The 16,218-nt window shown below is 40.0% G+C and carries 16 protein-coding genes; 5 read left to right on the top strand and 11 right to left on the bottom strand.

Annotated features, from left to right (window positions below):
- Nucleotides 1-157: 157 nt before the first annotated feature.
- The 7 genes from uvrC to H6G68_RS17840 all read right to left on the bottom strand — a co-directional run bounded on the left by uvrC (nt 158) and on the right by H6G68_RS17840 (nt 8,920).
- Entirely contained in the window at nt 158-2,035 is a 1,878-nt protein-coding gene (uvrC, locus tag H6G68_RS17870; protein WP_190907855.1) for an excinuclease ABC subunit UvrC, read from the bottom strand.
- 305 nt (nt 2,036-2,340) lie between these two features.
- A complete protein-coding gene (locus H6G68_RS17865; protein WP_190907854.1) occupies nt 2,341-3,270 on the bottom strand; it encodes an NF038130 family PEP-CTERM protein in 930 nt (309 codons plus the stop codon).
- A gap of 428 nt (nt 3,271-3,698) precedes the next feature.
- Nucleotides 3,699-4,934, bottom strand: a complete 1,236-nt coding sequence (locus H6G68_RS17860; RefSeq protein WP_190907879.1) for an LL-diaminopimelate aminotransferase — start codon at nt 4,932-4,934, stop codon at nt 3,699-3,701.
- Nucleotides 4,935-5,269: 335 nt separating this feature from the next.
- On the bottom strand, nt 5,270-5,605 hold the full coding sequence (locus H6G68_RS17855; RefSeq protein WP_190907853.1) for a thioredoxin family protein: 336 nt from the start codon (nt 5,603-5,605) through the stop codon (nt 5,270-5,272).
- Between the two features lie 406 nt (nt 5,606-6,011).
- Nucleotides 6,012-6,803 (bottom strand): PspA/IM30 family protein, encoded by a 792-nt coding sequence (locus H6G68_RS17850; RefSeq protein WP_190907852.1) that lies wholly within the window; start codon nt 6,801-6,803, stop codon nt 6,012-6,014.
- A 158-nt stretch (nt 6,804-6,961) separates the two neighbouring features.
- Nucleotides 6,962-7,696, bottom strand: coding sequence for a PspA/IM30 family protein (locus H6G68_RS17845; protein ID WP_190907851.1), 735 nt, complete (start codon nt 7,694-7,696; stop codon nt 6,962-6,964).
- 45 nt (nt 7,697-7,741) lie between these two features.
- The gene (locus H6G68_RS17840; RefSeq protein WP_190907850.1) at nt 7,742-8,920 is read right to left on the bottom strand and encodes a hypothetical protein; all 1,179 of its coding nucleotides are present in this window, start codon (nt 8,918-8,920) and stop codon (nt 7,742-7,744) included.
- A gap of 81 nt (nt 8,921-9,001) precedes the next feature.
- Here H6G68_RS17840 and H6G68_RS17835 point away from each other — a divergent pair, with 81 nt between their 5' ends.
- Complete coding sequence (locus tag H6G68_RS17835) at nt 9,002-9,553, top strand: DciA family protein (protein WP_190907849.1); 552 nt, start codon at nt 9,002-9,004, stop codon at nt 9,551-9,553.
- Nucleotides 9,554-9,935: 382 nt separating this feature from the next.
- On the top strand, nt 9,936-10,250 hold the full coding sequence (locus H6G68_RS17830) for a hypothetical protein (protein WP_190907848.1): 315 nt from the start codon (nt 9,936-9,938) through the stop codon (nt 10,248-10,250).
- Between the two features lie 128 nt (nt 10,251-10,378).
- Here H6G68_RS17830 and menB read toward each other — a convergent pair whose 3' ends face one another.
- The gene (gene menB / locus H6G68_RS17825) at nt 10,379-11,212 is read right to left on the bottom strand and encodes a 1,4-dihydroxy-2-naphthoyl-CoA synthase (protein ID WP_190907847.1); all 834 of its coding nucleotides are present in this window, start codon (nt 11,210-11,212) and stop codon (nt 10,379-10,381) included.
- Between the two features lie 2 nt (nt 11,213-11,214).
- Complete coding sequence (locus tag H6G68_RS27665; RefSeq protein ID WP_277925540.1) at nt 11,215-11,343, bottom strand: hypothetical protein; 129 nt, start codon at nt 11,341-11,343, stop codon at nt 11,215-11,217.
- Here H6G68_RS27665 and H6G68_RS17820 point away from each other — a divergent pair.
- Nucleotides 11,330-12,163, top strand: coding sequence for a DUF2887 domain-containing protein (locus tag H6G68_RS17820; protein WP_190907846.1), 834 nt, complete (start codon nt 11,330-11,332; stop codon nt 12,161-12,163). The two genes, H6G68_RS27665 and H6G68_RS17820, sit on opposite strands and share 14 nt — an antisense overlap.
- A gap of 210 nt (nt 12,164-12,373) precedes the next feature.
- Here the strand turns inward: H6G68_RS17820 and H6G68_RS17815 are convergent, their stop codons facing one another.
- Together H6G68_RS17815 and menD are read right to left on the bottom strand one after the other, a co-directional pair.
- Nucleotides 12,374-13,186: a DUF3800 domain-containing protein gene (locus tag H6G68_RS17815; RefSeq protein ID WP_190907845.1), complete on the bottom strand. Its 813-nt coding sequence runs from the start codon at nt 13,184-13,186 to the stop codon at nt 12,374-12,376.
- Nucleotides 13,187-13,435: 249 nt separating this feature from the next.
- Complete coding sequence (menD, locus tag H6G68_RS17810) at nt 13,436-15,163, bottom strand: 2-succinyl-5-enolpyruvyl-6-hydroxy-3-cyclohexene-1-carboxylic-acid synthase (protein WP_190907844.1); 1,728 nt, start codon at nt 15,161-15,163, stop codon at nt 13,436-13,438.
- Between the two features lie 68 nt (nt 15,164-15,231).
- Here menD and folB point away from each other — a divergent pair, with 68 nt between their 5' ends.
- Nucleotides 15,232-15,597 carry a dihydroneopterin aldolase gene (folB, locus tag H6G68_RS17805; RefSeq protein ID WP_190907843.1) on the top strand — a complete coding sequence of 122 codons (366 nt, stop codon included), beginning with the start codon at nt 15,232-15,234 and terminating at the stop codon, nt 15,595-15,597.
- A gap of 10 nt (nt 15,598-15,607) precedes the next feature.
- A complete protein-coding gene (locus tag H6G68_RS17800; protein ID WP_190907842.1) occupies nt 15,608-16,168 on the top strand; it encodes a sugar O-acetyltransferase in 561 nt (186 codons plus the stop codon).
- Nucleotides 16,169-16,218 lie beyond the last annotated feature (50 nt).

Raw genomic sequence — 16,218 nt, 5'->3', positions numbered from 1 at the left:
AGGCTTTTCAAGTAAGTTCTGATGATTTTTAGAAAATATCACTTGTCTCTATTCATGATTTCATAAGCATTCTGAACCGATAGCGCAGCGTGGCGTAAGCCATAGGTCTGCGTAGCGTCTCCTGACTCCTGACTCCTGAATTCTTACCTAAATTTTTTCAACTGGGATGAAAATAATCATAAATATCTTGTGCTAACCGTGAACCAATTCCCGAAACTTCAGCGAGTTGTGCCGGTGTCGCTTGACGGATATAATCAACAGAGCGAAAATGAGCTAAAAGCAACTTTTGACGATGATTTCCTAAACCGGGAATTTCATCTAAACGCGATCGCTTTAATTTATCACTTCTTTGCTGACGATGGAAACTCACAGCAAACCTATGTGCTTCATCTCGCAACCTTCGCAATAACTGTACTCCCGGTTGTTCTACGTCTGTTTTTAAAGGTAGCGATGAGTCTGGTAAAAAGATTTCTTCACGTTTTTTCGCTAAACTCACAACCCGCAAATCTTCTAATAAATTCATTTCTTGCAAAATACCAACCACCGCAGACAACTGACCTTTACCACCATCAATCATAATTAAATCAGGCCAGTCAGCATTCCCCACCCGTGATAATTGGGGATTTTCAGTATATTTACGAAAACGCCTATTAATAACTTCCGCTAAACTGGCAAAATCATCTGAATGTCCGATAGTAATATCGGGATTTTTGATTTTGTAATGACGGTAATATTGTTTAGCAGGTAAACCATCAATAAACACAACTTGAGACGCTACCGCATTAGAACCTTGAATATGAGAAATATCATAACCTTCGATGCGATGGGGTAAATCTGGTAAATCAAGAATAGCAGCTAAATCTTCTAGAGATTGTTGATTAATTGCACCCAATTTTTGGCTTCTCTGTAATTCATATTGGGCGTTTCTTTCCACCATCTCTATTAATTCTGCCTTCGTTTGTCGCAAAGGAGCTAAAATCGTCACTTTTCTACCTTTGCGTTCAGTCAAAACATCCGCTAAAATTTCCCCATCTGGTAAATCATGTTGTACCAAAATTTCGCTAGGAATTTCTACACTTTCCGCAGTTTGGTAATGTTCTTCTAAAACTCGTTGTAAAATAGCTCCAGGTTCAGGATGAGCATCAGCCATAAATGCTAATCTTCCTACTAACTGACCTGCACGAATTTGGAATAATTGAATATGGGCGTGTTGGTCATCTGTAGCTAAAGCAATCGCATCCCGCGATACAGTATCATCTGGTAAAGACACTTTTTGCTGTGCATTCAAGGATTTTAAACCCGTAATTTGATCACGAATTCGCGCTGCATTTTCAAAATTCAATTCTTCCGCAGCAGTTTCCATTTGTGCTGTCAAAATATCAATTAGTTCCTGAGTTCTTCCTTGAAAAACCATCGCCACTTTTTGGACAATTTTTCCATATTCTTCGGGAGAAACTAATTTTTGACAAACACCAGGACAGCGACCAATATCATAATTTAAACAAGGACGGTCTTTAAATAGAGGTTGGGGTCTTTGTCTGAGGGGAAAAATGCGTTTACACAAATGAACAACTTCCCGTAATAAACCAGAATCTGTATAAGGCCCGTAATATTTATCTTTGGCTTTACCTAATTGACGTTTACGGGTAATGAAAATACGTGGATATTCTTCTGACCAAGTAATGCAGAGATAGGGATATTTTTTATCATCCTTGAGTAGGACGTTAAAATATGGCTGATGCTGTTTAATTAAGTTTGCTTCTAGTGCTAAAGCTTCTACTTCGGTGTCCGTGACGATAAATTCAATCTCTGTCACCAACTTCACCATTGTGTTGATGCGTTCCGTCTTGTTGGTGGAGTCACGGAAATAGGAACGGACACGCGATCGCAATTTACGAGATTTACCTATATAGATTATGCGATCGCTCCCATCTCGCATCATATACACCCCCGGTTCTGGGGGAATTTCTCCAAGACGGTTTTCCAGTCTTTCGGGATTTTTAACTAGTGGTAGTGTTTGAGCAGATAAAGTCACGGTTAGAATTAGGTAATTTTACAAATATACCCCAACTCTATTTTAAGAAATTTTTCTGGGAAATTGGCTAACCCAATGTAGAACGTCAAGGAGTTGTTTAGAATACATAAAATTTGTAGGGGTAAAGCACAATGCGCTTTACCCCTACTTGCTGGACTTATAATAATCAGTCTTAGTTAACAATACCTTGTCCAAATTGGAAAAAGCCTTGATTTGTAGGTTGGGTTGAAGCATGAAACCCAACAAATCCGTTGGGTTGCGCTGTCGCTTAACCCAACAAAGCAGAAAATGGACAAGGTATTGAGTTAAACAGAAACTTTTTTTAGCTTACGTTGTGCAGCTACAATACCAGCGACACCAAATAAACCCAGCATTACAGAAGGTTCGGGTACTGTTGTTGGAGGTACACCATCGATGGTAACTTCATAATTACCATTGTGGGAGTTAGTACCATCGTTGGAAACTAGCCCAGAATTGGTAGCTGTAAAACTGAACTTGTAGTCAGTTACTCCGTTATATGTGTACTTAATGATTTCACTGGCTTGTGTGGGTGTTACTGCCAGCAGATTTTTTAAATTATTCGCAGTCGCCTTCAAAGGAGAGTTTGGTAAACTATTAACGTATTGAGTAAAGTAGGGTAGTAATAGAGGTGTTGCATTCAAATGTCCTGCCAAACCAATACTAATTAGGCCAGTGGTATCATTTTGGTTGACATAGGAAATATTAGGATCACTAAAGCGTTGAAAACCACCATTATTGGCGAAAACATTAAAAAACCCTGTTCCTATTGTGCTTCCTACTAAACTGCCAAAGCCATTAGCTGTTAAAGCTGAATCAAACCAATATTGACCAAAAGTCTTTCCAGGTTTGTAGATACTATTCCAATCAGATGCAGTTAAGCTACTGAGGATAATGTCTTTACCACCGATTTTTCCTGATAATGTCGTATTCTTACTGAAATCAAAACCGACTTGCTCGCTGGTAGCTCTTAACTCTACGTTACCAGTAGGGCTTGTAGCATCGCCGGTTAGGGCATTTTTTAAATCTGTTGTTGTGGGGTTGTTGATCTTAACTGTATTGTTACCCGAAACACCGTAGACGTAATAATCACTTGCGGCTGTTCCACCGATAGTAGCACCAGTAAGAGTTCCTGCTTGTGCTGGGTTAGCTGCTAAAGCACCCATACCAATAGCCATTGAGGCACCAACTAACAATTTCCCAAAAGTGTTCTTCATTTTTTTAGAGTCGTGTTTATTACTGTGTCTATGTTTGAGCCGAGTTAACCTAATATATTGATATATTGGTGTTTTATTAATAGGGCTGCGAGAAAGTAGCACTGCTGTTCTCGATTTAGTAGTTGAACACACAAGTCTATCTTACGAATATTTGGCAGCTTATTCGATAAAGATACTGTATTTTTTCAATAAAAAGATGAAGAATATTGCTGAAAACTTCTACGTCTAATTACTTAAATGACTCAACCACGTGGAATTACTCTTGCGTGACAGCCGTTGGAACTGGGAATTGGGTTAGGTCATATCATGTCTGGTTGAATACTTATCATGATATTTTTTTGCCTAAGTCCCGTTAGGCGGACATGATATCAGATGCAATACAATTGATTGAGGGTGGGGAAACCTAGCCCCTACTAAGGCTGAAGTACTTATGAATTAAGAAATTCAGCTATTCTCTCGACAGCAGTTTCTAAGACTTTGGGTTCCTGCACCAACGCAAAGCGAACATAGCCTTCTCCAGCTTTACCAAAGCCGGCACCAGGGGAAGCAGCAACACCAGTCTGTTTAACTAATTCTGTACAAAATTCAATTGAATTATTACTCCATTGTGTAGGTAATTTTGCCCAAATGTACATTGTGGCTGTGGGTGTGGGGACTTTCCAACCAATGCGGTGTAAGGCATTAATGAAAGCATCTCGACGTTGACGGAATGTATCAACGGCAGCTTTGACACTATCTTGATTTCCTGTCAGTGCTGCGATCGCACCGTTTAATATTCCTAAATACTGATTAAAGTCAACAGCAGCTTTTACTTGCCTTAAAGCTTGAATTAGTTCTGCATTACCAATTGCATAACCAATACGGAAACCACCCATATTGTAAGACTTGGACAGGGTGAAAAATTCAATTGAGACGCTTTTCTCTGGGTCAGCTTGCAAAATTGAAGGAACTGGGGAATTGGTAATTGGTAATTGGTAATTGGTAATTGGTGATTGGTAAGAACTTTGCCCATTCTCAGCAAAAACTAAATCGACGTAGGGGAAATCGTGAACAAGAACAATATTATGTTGTTGACAAAAAGCCACAGCTTCTTGAAAGAACGATAAAGGAGCGATCGCACTGGTAGGATTGTGGGGATAACTCAACACCATCAACCGCGACTGAGCCAAAACTGAAGCGGGGATATCAGCCAACACGGGTAAAAAATTATTTTCTGCCTTTAATGGCATTGGGTAAATTTGCCCACTAGCTAAATAAACTCCGCCCATATGGGAAGGATAGCCAGGATCTAATAATAGAGCAAAATCGCCGGGATTGAGGATTGCTAAAGGTAAATGAGCAGTTCCTTCCTGAGAACCAATTAGGGGTAAAACCTCAGTTTCGGGATCTACTTTGACACCAAATTTTTGTTCATACCATTGGGCTGCGGCTTGGCGAAATCCTTGCGTACCGCGAAACAGCAAATAGCCGTGAGTACTGGGATCATAGAGAGATTTAGCGATCGCTTCAATTACATGATTCTGGGCTGGCAAATCCGAAGATCCCAAAGACAAATCAATTAATTCTTTTCCAGCAGCCACAGCCACAGCCTTGGCCCTGTCCATATCGGCAAATACATTAGATTGTAGAGGTTGTAAACGCTTTGCAAATTGCATTTTAGTTATTAGTCATTGGTCATTAGTCATTGGTCATTAGTCATTGGTCATTAGTCAGTTGCTAAGGGACGGTCAATTTTTTGTCTTCCCTAAAGATTACTGACCAGGAATTTTAGATTTTAGATTTTAGATTTTAGATTAAAAAAAATTTGGTATAGGTTCCCCGTCCTTCAGGACGGCAAAATACTCGCTGCGCTGCGTACGCTTCGCTAACGTAAATCCTAAATCCAAAATTTTCAAGCTCTACACTTGTTTGGTGGAGTCAATCCAAAATCCAAAATACTCGCTGCGCTGCGTACGCTTCGCTAACGTAAATCCTAAATCGAGTGACCCCTGACCATCGACTAGTTTTTATTTAAATGCTGATCTAGAATACTGAGTAATTTTACTTTACTAACCACTCCCTCAATAGATTCTAATAGTTGATCTCCTTTCACTAGTCTGAGAGCCGGGACACCTTCCACCTGGAACTGTTTGACAGTTAAGGGATTAGGGTCAATTTCCATTTTTACGATTTTCAAGCGATCGCTGTATTGAGTAGCAGCTACGTTAATTACTGGTGACATCAATTGACAAGGACCACACCAAGAAGCCCAAAAGTAAACTAATACAGGCTGCTCGGCTTTCAACACTTCGGTTTCAAATTCGGCATCAGTGATAGTGATTACACCCTTACTCATGACAGTCTCCATTAGGCGGCATTGATCAAAGTTGACACACAGAATACTCTATCCCAAAAAGTGCTGAGTTCCGAGTCCTGAGTTGTTAGAAATCAGCGTCTATATTGTTTTTTCCTACTAACTAATAAGTAGCCATCATGAACTGCGTACACCAGAACACATGAAAAAAAACTTCTTATTCCTCTCCACGAAACAGCGGGGGTTAGGGGTGGGGTCTTATTTTCAAGTCAGGTCGGCGTAAATATTTGTCGTTGGGCTAAGGCAGGGGGCTGATCTTGTAGGGAGAGGAAAAGTTGTTTTGATTCTGTGAAATGGGATAATTTATTTTTTGGAGTTCTCTAAATACTAATGTAAAATCCCACAACCAAGAGGTGTGGGATTCTCTCCAATGATGTTTCTGCAAAGGTTACAGTTGATCTAATTGCTTGCGAAGGGCTTCCAAATCACGATCAACAGGTTCAGCAGGTTTAGCTGTAGTTGTGGGTTGTGCTGGGGATGCGGTACTTGGTTGTTCTGGGGTTAGTAATTTTGGCTCAGGGGCAGGTGCTAAGGATGCTTTTAACGCTGCCAATTCATCATCTACATCACTACCAGATTCTAAACGAGCAAATTGGGTTTCTAAATCTGCACTTGCCAACTCTCCCATAGACTGAGCGCGGGCTTCCTGGATCAACACCTTTTCTTCCATCCGCTCAAAGGCAGACATAGCACTGCTGGTATTCATACCACTGACCATGCCTTGGAGTTGCTCTTGGGCTTTAGCGGTTGTAATCCGGGCCTTGAGCATTTCTTTCTTGGTCTTAGCTTCCGAAATTTTGCTCTCTAACTGGATTAAATTGCGTTTGAGGGTATCTACTTGAGTAACTTGCTGATCAAGGCTGGTTTTGAGCGCGGTACTAGTTTCTGTGTAAGTCTTTTTGCGCTCCAAAGCTTGGCGTGCTAGATTTTCATCACCTTTTTGGAGAGCTAGTTGGGCGTTGCGTTGCCATTTATTGATTTCATTTAGGGCATCATTGTACTGTTTCTCCGTGCGTTTTTGGGCTGCGATCGTTTGAGCAACGCCCTGACGCAACTGCACCAAGTCTTCCTGCATTTCCAGGAGGGCTTGTTCCAGCATTTTTTCTGGATCTTCGGCTTTACTGATCAAATCGTTAACATTAGCACCAACTACTCGTTTAAGGCGATCAAATAATCCCATAACTTTTTTTCCTTTTGAGGTTTACGCGCTTTGTTGGACAATTAGCTTTTTTACTGTTTAATAGCTACCTATTTCAATTTAATCTTTTCTGTTTGGCTTGGTATTCTCTCTCCATTCTGAATCATGATGCGATGAATCAGCCACATTAACTTTCAAATTTATAATTCTGGACTTTTGGGTAACTCCTGTTCGTGTTTCAGCACCTGACTGGTTTCTGCTTCTGTGTGGTTTACCTCACCTAAAATCTGAGTTTTCATCACTACCAGTTCAGCATCAATGTTATTCATAGATTTCAACTTAGCAAATCTTGTTTCCAGATCGTCACTACTGAGTTGAGAAATTGCTTCAGATTGCGCTTCCATCTGTATAACTTTTTCTTCCATTCGTTCCCATGCATTCAAACTTGTTGTAGCAGAAACTCCCTTGAGCATTTCCTGAAGTTTATACGATGCCTCAGCAGAACGAGCGCGAGCAATGTACATATCTTTTTTGGTTTTTACCTCCACAATTTTCAACTCCATCGTCCGCATATCTTGTTTGAGCTTGCCTACCACATCTTTTTGCTGCTCTATTTGCTTAAACAGGGCTGTAGCAGTTTCTTGGTAAGCTTGGCGTTTCGTGAGAGCTTGCCGTGCTAGATGTTCACTACCCTGTTGTAGCGCTAGTTGGGCGCGGCGATACCATTCTTCGGCTTGGGATTGGGCGGCTGCGGCTTGGCGTTCGGTGCGTTTTTGGGTAGCGATCGCCCCTGCTACACCTTGCCGTAATTGCACCAAATTTTCCTGCATCTTCAGAAAGGTTTGTTCCAGAATTTTTTCCGGATCTTCTGTACTGCTTACCAAACTATTGAAATTAGCACTAATCACCCGCAGGATACGCTTCATCACTTCCATCTTGGCTTTGCTCCATTCACTTTGTGCCAGCTGCTGCCCCCTGTCTCATTGCTGTATGCGGGCTTGAATTCCTTTTGCCTGTAGCTGCTGCAACCTGAGTTTTACTTCATCTTTGGTCTTCAATGCAGCTAGATAAATGTACTTTTGGTTAGGAGATAAATAAGCATCAGAAACAACTTGCCGCGCCTTAGCTAAAGCACCATCTCCTTTATTATCAATTACTACATAATAGAATCCATCGGCTGACGGTTTAATTTCTCCATTTGGCGTTGGTAAGGTTTCTGGTTTCTGAATCTCAGGTATGGGTGTGACAAGAGGAACTGAAGTGAGGGGCGGAACTGGTTTTAGGGATGGTTGGATAGTGATAGGTTTAGGTATTATTGTCGGAGTTAATTGAACTTTAGGTTTTAAAGCCACAACATCATTGGGATCTCTCACCTTGGGAAACTCACGGGCAGCTAAATCGGGATATTTAGGTATGGGGGTGATTTCTGGAACTGCTACGGGTTGGGCATTATTAATTTCTTGAGGGTTTTGAGCAGATGGTAAAGAACTGTTATTAGTAAATTTACCTTTATTCAATGGCCAAGTTTTGGGATTCAGGACTACATAGCCTAACATCAGGCTGGCTAATAATAGCAGCAACATAGAACCAATACCCAAGGGTGACAGCAGACTGTCACTGGCAGGACTAGATTTTTTGGGTTGTGGTGGTTTTTCTTTCAGACTCCGCAGCAGCGCTTCACTGGATTCTAAATAGTCATCTGGGTGTTGGGGAGGATCTTCTGTGAGTAGGATATTTTCGCTTTCAGCAGCCTGAATTTTGGTGGGAACTAGACTACTACTGCTGAGGGATTTTGGCGCTGGTGGAGTTGGTGGTTTGATAGACTCTGGAGTGGAGGACATCTGGAGATGATTTTGCTCTGGGGTGTCTTCCTCTGCTGGTTTTTCCCAAGAAATTGCGCTAGTGTTGACTTCGGCTACAGATGGCTGAGTGTTTCCCACTGTGGCAGTCATGCCCTTTAACGGTGAGGATTGGTTAGTACTATAAGTTTCTGTACTGAACTGTTTCGACTGCCTCAATACATTACGTGCGCGTCGGTATCTGGTTAATTCTTGATCTAGCTGCACTTCTAAACTAGCCAGTGATAAAGCTAGTGCAGGCTTTAAGCCTGGTGTTTTAGACGATTGAGTGCCGGAATCGATGATGGGATTTTGACTCATTGCCACTGTGCCTGAAACGAAGACTGCTGGATGAATTTTAGTTGATTTGAGAATTAAGCTAAATTTTTGCTCTGTTGAACAATGTCGTTGAAATCAGTTAATAGTATTTTAGGCATTCTGGAACAAGAAGCCAAATGGCAACAGCAACCGTTTCAACTTTTGCTCAAATGTTGGGGAGAAGTTGTTGGTACTGTGGTTGCTGCCCAAACTCGCCCTTTGTCAATTCAACGTGATGTTTTGTGGGTAGCAACTGCTAGTGCTGCTTGGGCGCAGAATTTGACTTTTGGACGCAAAACCATACTTTTGAAATTAAATCAAAAGCTATCTACGCCTTTGATTGATATCCGCTTCTCTACTGCTGAGTGGAAGATCTCGCCGATCACGCCAAAACCACAGATTGTTACACCACAAGAACATCCCAGTTATTTAGGGACGAGAATCAGTAATTTTGAGGTTAAACCCGCTGTTAACAATGCTAGTGCTGCTTTTGATGATTGGGCTAGGGTCAGGCAAGAGCGATCGCTTGGTTTACCCCTTTGTCCTCATTGTCAATGTCCCACGCCACCAGGTGAACTCCAGCGCTGGGGTGTTTGTTCTCCCTGTGCTGCCAAGCAGTCGTCAAATACGTTTTAGAACAAATTCATCCAGTTTTTTTTTCAACAGACTAAAATTATCTGCTACTATATCCATCCCTGTTCAAGGATACAGACTAATTAAGGTCATATAAAGTGATTTTAGTCTGTCTCAAGGATGAGTTGAAAATCCTAGCGAAATGTAAAATTAGAGTTTTAGGCTTGATCCCCAATCAGTTTTAGTTAAACCTTTGTATGTGAACACTCCCACAATCATTTACAAATATAACAAGATTCTAAAGACATCCTAAAGTTTATTTACCTACAAAAATGGCTGGAACCCAGATAAAATAATCACTTGTCGGCTTTGATCCCCGTTTTGTAATAGAAGGAAAATATTAAGTGTGAAAGTTAGCCCTAAATGACACTAAAGATGAACCCAAATGAAACCTACTAAACATTTAACATCTGCCTGTCGATATTGCCGTCATTACCAGCCAGAGGGTCGTCGCGGTGGAATGTGTCAGCAGTTAGGCGCACCGGTGCAAGCAAGTTGGAAAGCGTGTCCTTTGGCTCTACCTGCTTTTGCTCCTTCCTGGGAAACTTTAGAAGATGCTTGGAGTTTACCGGTAGCACAACCGCTTGTATCGGCTTCTCACACTATAAATTCAGATTTAGACAATCTTGCACTTCCTCCCGTAGAAGTAGCACCTACTTGTTCAACACAAGAGGTGACAGCCAATGTAATCTTCATTTAATTACCCATCATTACTGTAATAAATTTTTTGTTCACTTAACATAATATTTGATTTTAAAATTTTCATTCTGTCAAAGTTAATATCAACAAATGTCGCACCTTGTAGTAAGGTGCGATTTTAAACAATATTTAAGGCAACCAAGGAAAATCCCGAAAATTCGGAGGACGTTTTTCTAAAAATGCTTGTTTTCCCTCTGCTCCTTCTTCTGTCATGTAATAGAGAAGGGTAGCGTTACCGGCAAGTTCTTGTAAACCAGCTTGTCCGTCACAGTCAGCGTTAAATGCTGATTTGAGACAACGAATAGCAATGGGGCTTTTTTCTAAAATTTCTTGCGCCCATTGTATACCTTCTGTTTCTAGTTGTTCTACAGGGACGACGGTATTAACTAAACCCATTTCTAAGGCTTGTTCGGCATTATATTGACGACAGAGGAACCATATTTCTCTGGCTTTTTTTTGTCCGACGATTCTGGCTAGATAACTTGCACCAAAACCACCGTCAAAACTGCCAACTTTGGGGCCTGTTTGTCCAAAAATGGCGTTATCCGCAGCAATAGTCAAGTCACAGATTAAATGTAAAACATGACCCCCTCCAATAGCATAACCAGCTACTAGGGCAATGACTACTTTAGGCATGGAACGAATAAGACGCTGTAAGTCTAAAACGTTTAAGCGGGGAATTCCTGAGTCATCTACATAACCTGCTTGTCCGCGTACACTTTGATCACCACCTGAACAGAAGGCGTATTTACCGTCTGTGTGGGGGCCAGCACCCGTAAATAGGACTACACCAATACTTGTATCTTCACGGGCATCCCAAAAGGCTTCGTATAGTTCAAATACGGTTTTAGGACGGAAAGCATTACGTTTGTGGGGACGGTTGATGGTGATTTTGGCGATACCGTCGGCTTTTTGATAAAGGATGTCTTCGTAGGTTTTAACGGTTTTCCAGTCGATTTGCATGGTTATACAGTGGGTTTGTGGTGCTTGAAAATTTTATCGCGGACTTGGGGTGATGCGATCGCTATAGTATCTCCAGCCTTTACAATCTGGTAATTATCTCGCAGTGGTGTAATAAAAATGCGACGCGACACTATATTTTATAAGTTATTCAAGCAATTTCCGGGTTTATTGTTTGAATTGATAGACGAGCCACCACCAGAAGCAAAGGACTACCAATTTGAATCCGTGGAGGTGAAAGAAACAGCATTCCGCATTGATGGTGTGTTTCTACCACCTGATAATGCAGTCTCTAAAATAGTATTTTTTGCTGAGGTGCAGTTTCAGAAGGATGAAGACTTATATCACCGCTTTTTTTCTGAGTTGTTTTTGTTTCTCTATCGTCACTCTATTCGTTATGAAGACTGGTTTGGGGTGATAATTTTTGGTTCTCGCAGTATGGAACCTTCAAACTCAATGATTCACAGGGGTTTGTTAGAAAATGGTCAAGTCCGACGGGTATATCTGGATGAGTTGGGAGATTTGCGACAACAACCTTTGGGTTTAGGTTTGATGTTGCTGACTACGATTCCTGAAGAAGAGGCTGTGGAATCAGCGCGGTTTTTGCTTGAACTTGCACAGCAACAATCGGAACAAGCGATAATAGATTTAGTAACGACGATTATCGTCTACAAGTTTTCTAACCTGAGTCGAGAGGAGATTGCAGCAATGTTAGGACTGAATCTGGAAGAACCACGAGCTATTCGGGACGCGAAGGAAGAAGGAATAGTAAAAGGAGAGAGATCTCTTGTCCTGCGACAATTAAACCGACGATTAGGTACTATTCCCGATGGACTTCTGTCTCAAATCCAGGCTTTGTCAGTGGAACAGGTGGAAGCATTAGGTGAGGCTTTGCTAGATTTTTCTACTCTTGCAGATTTGGAAGAGTGGTTAAAAAGTGAAGTAAGGGAGTAAGTTTTGTATAAAGATACAAAGGCGCAAAGAAGAGGGCTAGAGTATATTCAAATACAAAGTGAAGTAAAATTTAAAGTTTTAATAAACAAGGCTATTTTAGCTTGCACTTAATCTTGAATGGTCTTATTCTGGATCTATTGGGCAACGCCCCGGGGTTTTCGTATGAAAGCCGAAATTTTAAAGACTCGGATAAATTCCGAGTCTTTAGTTTTATAAATCGTCGAAACAGCTATACTTGATACCCATCTGAGGTATTTTGTCCGGTTCTAAAATACAATCAATAAGTTTCAACTTAGTTTTAAGGGAGTCATAAGTTCGGTAGTTGGGATCATAACCTCCCTTAATTATTGGATACAAGACTAGATCTGCAAGCTGTATCATGGGTGATTTCTTAGTTAGACGCTGTGGTTCTCCTAACCAATTTATTTTAAATTTCTCTGCTGTCAGTCCCATATAAGCAGCCGAGTTATGTGGATCAAAATACATTCCTTGTGTTTTAAGTTCTTTCGCATACTTTAGAATGGCTCTATCTGCATCTTTTCCACTTTCTTCAAAAAATATCCGTAACTTGCGTTCTTTGTAAATAGCATATTTTACTGACCGTTCAGCTAAAATAGTGAAAGCAGTTTTACACATCATCCAAATATCGTTATTGTACTTGTTCTTATAACGATCCTTGTAACCTTGTCTATGAATAGCACAGGCTATAATAGTAAACGGTAAATCTAGCATAAGAATTTCTAATTCGCTTAAAAACTCTTGAGATTTCTGTTTATTATCTTCCTTACCTAACCAAGCAAAAGCTTTCTGTTGAGAACGAATTTTAGTAGAATGTAATGGTTCGGTAACATTCCATTTACTACAAAATTCTTGATGCTTTATTATAATAGTTTCTATATTCTCTTGTTGCACTAAGATTCCTCCTAGGGCAAAGCAATCAATACCATCACGGCGCGGTATTGCCGCTGAATCTGGATTACGGCTGCCAGAGTCATCAAAATAAAGATGAAGTTCATTTGTCATATTTTCAACAATCCTGTGAATGCATACTACTTCAATGTACTACATACATTAAGAGAAAATACTGAAAAAATTTAAGATAAAAATTTGTTGAAGTTACAACTGAGGAATATTGATGATTAGCGTCAGTCCTCCCCTCAGGTTTGAGAAGTATTGTTATTAATATCAAAAGCCCAGAAACCTAACCCCCTGACCCCATTTCCGACAAGGAGAGAGGTTATTGGGTAAACTTTATGAATTTTTAAACATCCTCTAATATTTAAACCCAATATCAAAACTAAACTTCCCTAAATTCTCCTTCCTCCACATAGCATCCCTTTTCCGATTTGTCCTGATTTCTAAAACCCTAATTCCTGTCTTTGGTAAAACATTCAACCTTTCCTGCAAATCATCCCAAGAAGTAATTAACTCATGCTGCACACCATATGTAGCGCATAACTGAGCAAAATCAATATTTTGGGGAGTGGCAAAAAATTCTTCAAAAGGTGGATTAAAATTGGCAACGGGTAGCATCTCAAATATCCCGCCACCATTATTATTAATTAAAATAATTGTCAGGTGTCCAATAAATTTATTTCTAATTAAAAACCCATTTGTATCATGTAATAGAGATAAATCTCCTGTTAACATTACACTACTTTGTTGATGATGTGCTATTCCTAAAGCGGTGGAAAGTGTCCCATCAATTCCATTTGCACCTCGATTAAAATAAGGTTTAATTCTTAAATTATTTGGTTTCCAGAAGAATTCTACATCTCGCACTGGCATACTATTAGCAATAAATAGCGGTGTTTCGGGTGGGAGAATTTGGGAAATTAACCAAGCTGCTTTACTTTCAATTAATTCCTCCATCTTTTCAAAATTAACATCAATATTTTTTCTAACTTTTGCTTCTATATCACACCATTTTTGCAAATATTCTAAGTTCCCATTTCCTAGTTTCCAAATTTCAGTCTTTAAATACTCTATAGATGTCCTTAAATGTATTGTTTTCCCATGTAAAGGATCTAAATTTTGATCGCAACTATCAATTATCCAACGTTGAGGTTTATTAGCAATTAACCAATTACGCAGTTCTTTACTTGTGGGCATTTCTCCGATTTGAATTACCATTTCTGGTGTTAATTCTTCAGCAAGTTGCCGATTACGTAAAATGATGTCATAGGTAGAAATTAGATAGGGATTTAAATCTGCGTAATTTCTAACTGGGGAAAGTCCTTCAGCTAAAACAGGCCATTGGAGAGTTTGAGAAAGTTGTGCGATCGCTCTACAATATTCTTCAGGTGCTTTTGGTTGGGCTACACCAGCAATAATAATACCTTTTTGGTCATGGGTAATGGGTAATTGGTAATGGGTAATTGGTAATGGAGTTGAGACTATTCCTGAAAAAAAATATTCAACATCTAAGGTAAAATTTATACCATCGGCAATTGGTGCCAGCGGGTCACGAAATGGTATATTTAAATGCACTGCTCCCCCGTTGGGAAATTGACAACGTTCCCAAGCATAAATTGCCGTTTGTCTGAGATAACTTAACATTTCCATGTCAGCAACGGGTGTCGCTAACTCGGTTTGCCAATTGGGATAATTACCGTATAATTTTACTTGGTCGATAGTTTGGCCAGAATGACAATCTCGTAATTCTGCTGGTCTATCGGTGGTTAAAATTAATAAAGGTACACGACTTTCTCTAGCTTCAATTACCGCAGGGTAAAAATTTGCTCCTGCTGTTCCCGAAGTACAAACTAATACTACAGGTTTTCCCGTTGCTTTGGCTTGTCCCAATGCAAAAAAAGCCGCAGAACGTTCATCTAAAATGGAAATAGCTTCAATTTCCGGCGTTTGCTGGACAAATGCTAAAGTTAAGGGTGTAGAACGAGAACCAGGACAAATAACAGCACAATTTAAACCCAAGCGTTTGAGGGTTTCCGTTAATACATAAGACCAAAGTTGATTAAGATTATAAAAACTAAGTTGCATTTATTAGATAATGGGTAACTAGGTAAAATTATCACCTATCACTTCTCACCTGTCACCTCTCATTTCTTATGGACTGTATCCATTTAACTGGAATTCGCTGCTACGGCTATACCGGGTTTTTACCAGAAGAACAGGTATTAGGACAATGGTTTGAGGTAGATGTCAAATTATGGTTGGATCTTTCTCAACCCGCTAAAACAGATAATATTGAAGATACAATAGATTATCGTCGCACAATTAGTTTAATTCAAAATTTAGTCAAAACCTCAAAATTTGCATTGGTAGAGAGATTAGCAGGTGCGATCGCAGATGGTATCTTAGAAGATAGCGATGGTATTAATCAAGTACAAGTCATTCTCAGTAAACCCGCTGCACCTATTCCTGACTTTAATGGCAAAATTAGCATTGAGTTAACACGAAGCAAGTCTAATTAAATACCCTGTCATGGAAAAAACAGAAAAACAAAAAATGCTGGCAGGGGAGTTATATTTATCAGAAGATGCGGAATTAGTTGCTGAAAGTCAGCGTGCTAGTCGTCTACTGCAAATGTACAACTCAACAACCGCAGAACAGCAACAGCAGCGACAGCAAATTTTACAAGACTTGTTTGCGGAAATAGGAGAAAAAATCAAAATTGTCCCACCTTTCCACTGCGACTATGGTGGTAATATTTACGCTGGCAATAACTTATACATAAATTATGGTTGTGTAATTTTAGATTGCAATACCGTTCATATTGGTGAAAATGTGTTAATTGCTCCTTATGTGCAGATTTACACAGCTTATCATCCCACAGACCCAGAAACTCGGCTAACAGGTAGAGAACTAGCCGCACCAATTAAAATTGGTAATAATGTCTGGATAGGTGGTGGTGTAATTATTTGTCCAGGTGTAACCATTGGTGATAATACTACCATTGGCGCAGGTAGTGTAGTCATTAAAGATATACCAGCAAATGTCATCGCTGCGGGTAATCCTTGCCACATTATTCGGTCAGCTTTTTAAAATTCTTGTTTGACAAAGATTCCAGAATTTCAGATAGTCCTAATTACCGT

This window comes from Anabaena catenula FACHB-362 (assembly GCF_014698735.1).
Classification (GTDB): Bacteria; Cyanobacteriota; Cyanobacteriia; order Cyanobacteriales; family Nostocaceae; genus Anabaena; species Anabaena variabilis_A.
The sequence above is the reverse complement of the archived record's forward strand: the minus strand, read 5'-3'. Positions and strand labels throughout refer to the sequence as shown.

Coding starts and splice junctions, on each gene's coding strand:
- H6G68_RS17840 (WP_190907850.1), bottom strand. CDS start 8,920: ATGAGTCAAAATCCCATCATCGATTCCGGCACTCAATCGTCTAAAACA.
- menD (WP_190907844.1), bottom strand. CDS start 15,163: ATGCAACTTAGTTTTTATAATCTTAATCAACTTTGGTCTTATGTATTA.
- folB (WP_190907843.1), top strand. CDS start 15,232: ATGGACTGTATCCATTTAACTGGAATTCGCTGCTACGGCTATACCGGG.
- H6G68_RS17835 (WP_190907849.1), top strand. CDS start 9,002: ATGTCGTTGAAATCAGTTAATAGTATTTTAGGCATTCTGGAACAAGAA.
- H6G68_RS17830 (WP_190907848.1), top strand. CDS start 9,936: ATGAAACCTACTAAACATTTAACATCTGCCTGTCGATATTGCCGTCAT.
- H6G68_RS17820 (WP_190907846.1), top strand. CDS start 11,330: ATGCGACGCGACACTATATTTTATAAGTTATTCAAGCAATTTCCGGGT.
- H6G68_RS17800 (WP_190907842.1), top strand. CDS start 15,608: ATGGAAAAAACAGAAAAACAAAAAATGCTGGCAGGGGAGTTATATTTA.
- H6G68_RS17850 (WP_190907852.1), bottom strand. CDS start 6,803: ATGGGATTATTTGATCGCCTTAAACGAGTAGTTGGTGCTAATGTTAAC.
- menB (WP_190907847.1), bottom strand. CDS start 11,212: ATGCAAATCGACTGGAAAACCGTTAAAACCTACGAAGACATCCTTTAT.
- H6G68_RS17865 (WP_190907854.1), bottom strand. CDS start 3,270: ATGAAGAACACTTTTGGGAAATTGTTAGTTGGTGCCTCAATGGCTATT.
- H6G68_RS17845 (WP_190907851.1), bottom strand. CDS start 7,696: ATGGAAGTGATGAAGCGTATCCTGCGGGTGATTAGTGCTAATTTCAAT.
- H6G68_RS17855 (WP_190907853.1), bottom strand. CDS start 5,605: ATGAGTAAGGGTGTAATCACTATCACTGATGCCGAATTTGAAACCGAA.
- H6G68_RS17815 (WP_190907845.1), bottom strand. CDS start 13,186: ATGACAAATGAACTTCATCTTTATTTTGATGACTCTGGCAGCCGTAAT.